Origin of the sequence: Bifidobacterium sp. (assembly GCF_050874245.1) — a bacterium.
In the GTDB taxonomy this organism is placed as follows: domain Bacteria; phylum Actinomycetota; class Actinomycetes; order Actinomycetales; family Bifidobacteriaceae; genus Bifidobacterium.
Genome location: NZ_JBNMKH010000081.1, coordinates 1 through 7,536 on the forward strand (window position 1 = coordinate 1; position 7,536 = coordinate 7,536).

Below are 7,536 nucleotides of genomic sequence, written 5' to 3' on the forward strand. Positions count from 1 at the left end.
GCTGACCGCGCGATGTTCGAGATAATCGGAGTGCGCAATCGCCTGCGCCACCGCGTCAGCCATGGTGGACGGCAGCAGATTCCTCTTCGCGTGTATGTAGATCGTGCCGTCGATGCCGTACGGGGTGAACCCGTTGAGCTTCACCACCGGTTTGTATTCCGGATCGGCGAACTCGGTGGTGGCCTGCGTCACGACTTCCACGATGTCGGCCTTCATGCGTTCCACATCGGCATCGGCTTTTGCGGTGAACGGCACCTGCACCAGACCCTCGTTCGACGGGGTGACCTTCTCCAGCGAGGCGGTGTTCAGTATGGAGTTCGGAATGACCATTTCGTTGCCGTTGCGCTCGCGGACGATGGTCTGACGCCAGTTGATGTCCTTGACGGTGCCTGCGACGCCCGCCACTTTGACGTAGTCGCCCGGCTGGATGACGCGGCCGAGCATGAGGCCGAAGCCGCCGATCACGTTGGCGATCGTGTCCTTCAAGCCAAGCGAGACCGCGAGACCGCCAATGCCAAGCGCCGTGAACAGGGTGGTCGGATTGATGCCGAACACCGGTTGCAGCAGCGTGCCGATGGCGAATGCCCACACCACCACGCGCAGGATGTTGACGAAGATGGACGCGTTCGGCACCTGCGATTTGTCCAGTACGCGGCGCACCACCTTGGTGAGCGCCTTGTCTATGAGCGCGGCGACGGCGAGCACGACGGCGAGCAGGATGAGCTTGCTGTAGTTTTTGGCAAGCCAGTGCGTGAGAATTTCAACTGGATCCATGGCTGCCTAGTCTACACATGGCCCGTTGCGCGACGCTTGCGATTGGCTGGATGACTCCTGATTCGCCGGCTGCCGTGATGACTGGGATGGTTGGGTGATGGCTGGATGATGGCCGGTCGTCCCGTCGTAGCGGAGCATAATGGATTCCGAAGGATGCGTTGGCCGGCGAAAGGGGTGCGGCATGGGCAATATCGTGGATTATGTGCGGCGGGAATTCCGTGGATTCGCGGAGCTGCCGTTCGGCGATGTCGATTCGCTGGTGTTGTCCGAATTGTCCTACATGCGGCTTTCCGGCTTGGTTTCGGCGTTCGGCGAGGCGAGATCGGTGGCGACGGTGCCGATACGCGAGCTGCTGCGTGCCGAAAGCTATGCCGACATGTTTGTCTCTAATTCCTCCGATATGAACGAGTATCGGCTTGCGTTGCTGCGCGCCGTCTGCGAATCGCCGCGTTTTCGTGCGTTGCGTGTCGGCGAGTACGCGGAACGGTTGAGCGAGCGCGAGCAGCAGCAGTTCGCCGCGATGACATTCGACGTGGGTTGCGGGCCCGCCGATTCGCTGTATGTCGCCTTCCGCGGCACCGATGGCACGCTCGTCGGATGGAAAGAGGATTTCAATATGGCGGTGCGATGCCCGGTGCCATCCCAGGAATCCGCGTATCGGTATGTGAACTCGATTCTGGACAGGTCGGAAGGATTTCTTTCCTCGGGCGATTCGCCCGCGGTCATGCTTGGTGGGCATTCGAAAGGCGGCAATATGGCCGTGTATGCGGCCATGCGGATCGCGCACGACGACATCGAGGTGGCCGGCGAACGTGCGCGGCGGCTTGGTCTGCTGCCTTCATTGGGTGGACAAGTGCGGGGGCGCAACGGACGGATCTCCCATATCTTCTCCCATGACGGGCCGGGCCTTCCGGAATCGGCGGTGCGCGGTCAGGCGTACCGTGCAATCGAATCGCGTATCCGCAAAACCGTGCCCGAATCGTCCGTCGTGGGCATGCTGCTGCAATCGAACGCGACGGTACGCATCGTCAAAGCGGATGCCATCGGTATCATGCAGCACATGGGAAACAGCTGGCAAGTGGCGGAAAACGGCGATTTCGAGCAGGTGGACGAGCTGACTGCCGGCGCGCAGCTCATCAAGCGGACCATCGATGGGTGGCTTGACACCGTAAGCCAGGAGCAGCGTGAGCGCGCCATCGACCAGATCTACGGAATCTTCGCAGCGGCGGGATATGGCAACATCGCCGACTTGGTGGAGCATTGGACGGATTCGCTGCCGAAGATCGTGGAGGCGGCGCGCAATACCGATCGGGAGACGCGTGGGCTCATCAAGGCCGTGATCAAGGCGATTCCGGCCAGCGCGGCGAAGGCGGTGCGCGAGGGCTGAGTGCCAAGGCGGGCTGAGACGGGCTGAAGGCTGAGGTGATTGCCGGGGCGGAGTCATGGGCGGAGGCGACGGCTGGTTGGTGCGGTTGCTGGGACGCATTTCAGCCGATTCATGTGTCACGATTCTGAAAAAATCGCGAAAAATGGAATCGTGACAAATCTACTACCGAATCTATGCCCCCGAATTGGTGATTCCTAGCTTTTAATCGCAGTTAGAGGGTGCATGTGTGTGGGAAAATGTGTCACGATTCTGAAAAAGTCGCAAAAAATGGGGTCGTGACACATAAGTGCCGCGCAAATGACACATAAGAAGTGCAATGGAGGGGCTGGGTCGCCAATGACCCGGATGCGTTCCCATTCGCCGACGTAGGATGGACGATGCGGACGCATAATTTGGACGCATAATGGAATGCGGAATGCCGACAGCTGCGAAAGGGGTGTGCGATGGGCAACATCATCGATTACGCACGCACGGAGACGCGTGATTTCGACGCGCTTGCCTTCCGCGAGGCCGACGCGCTTGTGCTCGCGCAGCTTTCGTACGACGACGTGCCGGAATGCGTGCCGCGGCTTGACGACGTCGAATCGCGGTACGGCACGCTGCATGATCGTGTGAAGGAATTCGACCCGCGCCATCCGATACGTTCCGTGCGGATGCTGCGAAAGCCCCCATTCGACGGTGTGACGATCGCGCGCGCCGACGACGAGCTGCACCACGGAAGCGCGGTGCCCGACCATAACGTTGAGAATGTGGGCTTGGTCGATCCGCAGGTGACGCACGACTTCTACCATGCCATCGCCGCGAATCCGCGTTTTTCCGGCATTGAGATGGGCGCTTTTCTCGAGCAGTTCGACGGCGATGAGCAGACGCAGTTCGCCGCCGTGACCTATCGTCTGCCGTCCGGCATGCTGGTTGTGGCGTTCCGCGGTACCGACGATTCGCTTGTGGGTTGGAAGGAGGACTTCAACATGGCCTTCCAATACCCGGTGCCGGCGCAGGTGACCGCTGCCGACTACCTGGCCAGGGTGGCCGCGTTGTGGAAGGATGTTCCGATCGTGCTCACCGGCCATTCCAAAGGCGGCAATCTGGCCGTTTATGCGGCGATGAACGCCGCGGACGGGGTGAAGGACCGCATCGAACGCATCTATTCGCTGGATGGTCCCGGCTTCCCCGAAGCCGTGGTGAACAGTTTCGAATACTCGAGTGTCAGCAGCCGCATCGTCAAAATCGTGCCGGACTCGTCGGTGGTGGGCATGGTGTTGGAAACCCCGGAGCGTTGCATTGTGGTGAAATCCGATGTGGAGGGCATCATGCAGCATTTCGCGTTCTCCTGGCGGATGCATGGCGATGAATTCGACAAGGTGGAGGATGTGGCCAGCAGTTCGGTCACCTTCAACAAGGCGCTGAACAAATGGCTGTCCAACCTGTCCAAGGAGCAGCGGGAACGCGCGGTGGACGCGTTGTTCGCGGTGCTTGAGGCTTCCGGCGCGGGCAGCATATCCGCGATGATGGCGGCCGGTCCGAAGGTCATTCCCGAAATGCTTGGCACCTATGTTGGATTGAGCGGCGAGGACCGGCGCAATCTGAACCAGGCGCTGGCGATTATGCTGCAGGCCGCGCTCGCCCGCAATCCGAAAGTGCGGCGCAAGTGAATGGTCGCGGGCGATGATGTGACGGGACGAAAACGTCCGCCGTCGATCGTCATAAATGCGACATGGTGTGCAATTTGTTCTAGACAGCCTGTATAGTAATTCGCGTTGCGTATATGAAGCGTATATGAAGCGACTGTCCACAAGGGGAGACCATGCCACGTCCACGCCACGATTCGGAGATCCTGCCCGCGAAGGAACGTCTCGAAAACGCGTTCTGGGAACTGCTCTCCGAGCGGGAATACCGCAAAATCACCGTCACCGACATCGTGCGGACGGCAGGGGTGAATCGCAATTCTTTCTATTACCATTTCGCGGGACTGCCAGAGCTCGCCGACTCCGCTATTTTGCATGCCGTGGAGAATACGCCGATGCCTGGCACGCCCGATGCGAGCTTCGATCCCGACACCGAATGGCGCAAGCATGTGACCGCGTTGCTGCGCGATCCCGAACAACGTCAACGACTCGACCGGCTCGCCCTGCTGGCCGGCCCGCACAGTTCGCCGGAATTGGTCGAATCGATGCGGGAATTCGGCAGGCTCACCCTGATCTCCGTGCTGGGACTTGATGCGGACCATCTCGACCTGAAAACCGACCTCATGCTCGACTTCACCGTCGGAGGCATGCTTGCGGTGCTCCGCCGTTGGCCGAAACTGCACGAGCAGCTGCCGATGGACGCCGTGTTCAACGAGGATCTGGCGGTGTTGGCCACGGGCCTGTTCATGTCCATGTCCAAAACCGACATGCTGGGGTACTGGAAGCGCATCTTCAGCAGCGGCTTCGTGGCGGGGCAGAACGCACAGGACGAAGCCGACGGCGAAGCGCAGCGGAAGTAGACGACGGGCGGTGGGCGTGGCAGAAGGCGTGCCCGCGGCAAGTCGAACAATGAACGTTACGCCGCATGTCGTGACTTTTCGGTGGTAGAAACGTCTGTAGCGGCGCCCTTCCGGGGCGCGGCGGGCGCATATTCGGCGCACGTAACAGCACGACAGGGAGGTTGTTCCATGATCAACGAAGCCTACAAGGCCATGCTCGGCGGCAAATCCGTGATCCGCGAGCTGAGCGAATACGCGACCGCGCGCGGCGCCGAAATCGGCTATGAGAACGTGTTCGACTATTCGCTGGGCAACCCGAGCGTGCCGTGCCCGCAGGACTACACGGACGCCGTGATCGATTTGTACAAGACGGCTGAGCCGGTGGCGCTGCACGGTTATTCGCCGTCCCTGGGCATCCCGTCGGTGCGCAAGGCGATCGCCGAAAGCCTCAACCGCCGCTTCGGCATGGATTACACGGCCGATTACATCTTCCCGACCACGGGCGCGGCAGGCGCGTTGGCGCACGCGCTGCGCGTGGTGACCAAGCCGGGTGACGAGGTGATCACCTTCGCCCCGTATTTCCCGGAATACCAGCCGTATGTGAACGGCACCGGCGCGCATCTGACCGTGGTGCCCGCGGACACCGAGAACTTCCAGATCAACTTCGAGGCCTTCGAAAAGGCGCTGAATCCTGGAACCGCGGCGGTACTCATCAACACCCCGAATAATCCGTCCGGCGCGGTCTACTCCGCCGAGACGCTGACCCGTCTGGCCGAGGTGCTCAACGCCAAGCAGGCCGAGTACGGTCATGACATCTTCCTGATCTCTGACGAACCGTACCGCGAGATCGTGTTTGATGGCGGCGAACAGCCGTATCCGAGCAAGTTCTACGACAACACGCTCTCCTGCTATTCGTATTCGAAGTCCCTGTCGCTGCCGGGCGAGCGCATCGGCTATGTGGCCGTGAATCCGCGCGCCACCGACGCCGAGCTGATTGTGCCGATGTGCGGACAGATCAGCCGCGGAACCGGCCACAACTGCCCGTCTTCCACCGCGCAGCTGGCCGTGGCCAAGGTGGTGGACGAGACGAGCGACCTGTCCGTGTACGAGACCAACATGAACCTGCTGTACGACGCGCTGACCCGTCTGGGTTTCGACGTGGTACGTCCTGGCGGCACGTTCTACATCTTCCCGAAGGCGCTGGAGGAGGATGCGAACGCGTTCTGCATGAAGGCCAAGGATTACGACCTGATCCTCGTGCCGTCCGATAGCTTCGGCGTGCCCGGCTACTTCCGCATGGCGTACTGCATCGACACCGACAAGGTGAAGCGTTCCATCGCGGCGCTCGAGCGTTTCGTGCACGAGGTTTACGGCCGCTGAAGACGATGGGCTGCTAGGTGATTGGGTCGCATGCCGCTAATCGCCGGAGCGAATAATATAAACGCCGCTTGGGGTAGCAAATGCCCTCAAACGGCGTTTTTTCGATTGGATTCATTCGGAATCGGTGTGATTCGCGGTTCCGGCAAAGTCCGTCCGGCACTCACATGCAATCAGTGCGTGGCTATTTCGTCGATTTTGGTGACGTGGCCGCCGAATTGGGCGCGCATGGTGGACACGACGCGCAGGATGTCGTCGGCTCCGCCACGTGAGGCTTGGCGGGCGTACAGCGCGGCGGCGGTAGCCGGGGTCGGCACGCCGAGCTCGAGCGCCGCTTCGATCATCCACTTCGCTTCGCCGGATTCGTTGGCCACCGGCGGCATGGACTCGAGCGTCGGATCCGCCTTGAACGCGATGGCCAGCAGGTCCAGCAGCCAGGATTGCACGACGGATCCTTCACGCCAGGACGACATCACGGCCGCCGGGTCTTCGATGAGCTGCGACTTCACCATGGTGGCGAAACCCTCGCCGAACGCCTGCATCATGCCGTATTCGATGCCGTTGTGCACCATTTTCGCGAAGTGGCCGCCGCCCACCGGGCCGGCCAATACCAGGCCCGAATCGCCTTCGGGCTTGAGGGCCTCGAAAATCGGGCGTGCCCTATCGAAATCCTCCTGGCTGCCGCCCACCATGAGCGCGTAGCCGCGGTCAATGCCCCACACACCTCCGGACACGCCGCAATCCATGAAATGGATGCCTTTCGTCTCCAATTCGGCCGCGTGCCGTGCGTCGTCGGTGTAGTGCGAATTGCCTCCATCGATGATCATATCGCCGGAATCCAGCAATCCGGCAAGCTCGTCGATGGTGCTGTCGGTCGCATCTCCGGCGGGCACCATCACCCATACGAGGCGTGGAGCCTTGAGCGCGGACACCAATTCCTCAAGACTGGACACGGTGCGGTCCGATTCGGGGGAGCGGTCGTAGCCGACCACCTCGTGTCCCGCGGCGGCGATGCGTTTCGCCATATTGCCACCCATTCGGCCCAGTCCGATCATTCCCAACTGCATGATGTGCTTCTTTCTACGAATTTCTACGTTTTTTTTATGAATTTCTGCTAAAAATGTGCGATTTGATAGGTTTTGATGCCGTCCGCAGGCTTTCCGCGTCCTCCGCAACGTGAAAAAGAAGATGACGGAAGACCTTGCGGACGGCAAGATTCGGTTATGCCGGTTATGCGTTTGTGCTTGTGATTGCGATTGCCGGAGTTGCGCCCGGCATGGTCACAGCACCAGCGAGAGCAGCATCACGCAGCCCAGACCGACCACAGACAGGATGGTTTCCATCAGCGACCAGGTCTTCAGCGTCTGGCCCACGCTCATGCCGAAGTATTCCTTGATCAGCCAGAAGCCGGCGTCGTTGAGGTGGGAGAAGAACACGGAGCCTGCGCCGATGGCCAGCACCAGCAGTGCCAGATGGGTCGGGCTCATGCCGGCGGCGAGCGGCACCATGATGCCGGAGGCGGTGACGGTCGCCA

Annotated in this window: 6 protein-coding genes and 1 pseudogene; 4 read left to right on the forward strand and 3 right to left on the reverse strand. The window is 60.9% G+C overall.

What is annotated here, in order from left to right:
• Positions 1-774, reverse strand: a 774-nt coding sequence (locus ACR0P8_RS07940; RefSeq protein WP_432624568.1) for a mechanosensitive ion channel family protein, incomplete at its 3' end; no start/stop codon positions are given.
• Positions 775-955: 181 nt separating this feature from the next.
• On the opposite strand from ACR0P8_RS07940, the gene ACR0P8_RS07945 reads away from it, so the two are divergent.
• The 4 genes from ACR0P8_RS07945 (at position 956) to ACR0P8_RS07960 (ending at position 6,005) form a co-directional block, all read left to right on the forward strand.
• On the forward strand, positions 956-2,161 hold the full coding sequence (locus ACR0P8_RS07945) for a DUF2974 domain-containing protein (protein WP_432624569.1): 1,206 nt from the start codon (positions 956-958) through the stop codon (positions 2,159-2,161).
• Positions 2,162-2,604: 443 nt separating this feature from the next.
• On the forward strand, positions 2,605-3,813 hold the full coding sequence (locus ACR0P8_RS07950; protein WP_432624570.1) for a DUF2974 domain-containing protein: 1,209 nt from the start codon (positions 2,605-2,607) through the stop codon (positions 3,811-3,813).
• A 152-nt stretch (positions 3,814-3,965) separates the two neighbouring features.
• Positions 3,966-4,646, forward strand: coding sequence for a TetR/AcrR family transcriptional regulator (locus ACR0P8_RS07955; protein WP_432624571.1), 681 nt, complete (start codon positions 3,966-3,968; stop codon positions 4,644-4,646).
• Positions 4,647-4,814: 168 nt separating this feature from the next.
• Complete coding sequence (locus tag ACR0P8_RS07960; RefSeq protein ID WP_432624572.1) at positions 4,815-6,005, forward strand: pyridoxal phosphate-dependent aminotransferase; 1,191 nt, start codon at positions 4,815-4,817, stop codon at positions 6,003-6,005.
• A 170-nt stretch (positions 6,006-6,175) separates the two neighbouring features.
• On the opposite strand, the gene gnd is transcribed toward ACR0P8_RS07960, so the two are convergent.
• Positions 6,176-7,216: a phosphogluconate dehydrogenase (NAD(+)-dependent, decarboxylating) gene (gene gnd, locus ACR0P8_RS07965; RefSeq protein WP_432624573.1), complete on the reverse strand. Its 1,041-nt coding sequence runs from the start codon at positions 7,214-7,216 to the stop codon at positions 6,176-6,178.
• 66 nt (positions 7,217-7,282) lie between these two features.
• Positions 7,283-7,536 (reverse strand): annotated as a pseudogene (locus ACR0P8_RS07970) (gluconate transporter); the annotation flags it as partial.

What these genes read in the sequence shown, in the direction of transcription:
- ACR0P8_RS07950 (WP_432624570.1), top strand. Translation starts at nt 2,605, where the DNA reads ATGGGCAACATCATCGATTACGCACGCACGGAGACGCGTGATTTCGAC.
- ACR0P8_RS07945 (WP_432624569.1), top strand. Translation starts at nt 956, where the DNA reads ATGGGCAATATCGTGGATTATGTGCGGCGGGAATTCCGTGGATTCGCG.
- ACR0P8_RS07955 (WP_432624571.1), top strand. Translation starts at nt 3,966, where the DNA reads ATGCCACGTCCACGCCACGATTCGGAGATCCTGCCCGCGAAGGAACGT.
- ACR0P8_RS07960 (WP_432624572.1), top strand. Translation starts at nt 4,815, where the DNA reads ATGATCAACGAAGCCTACAAGGCCATGCTCGGCGGCAAATCCGTGATC.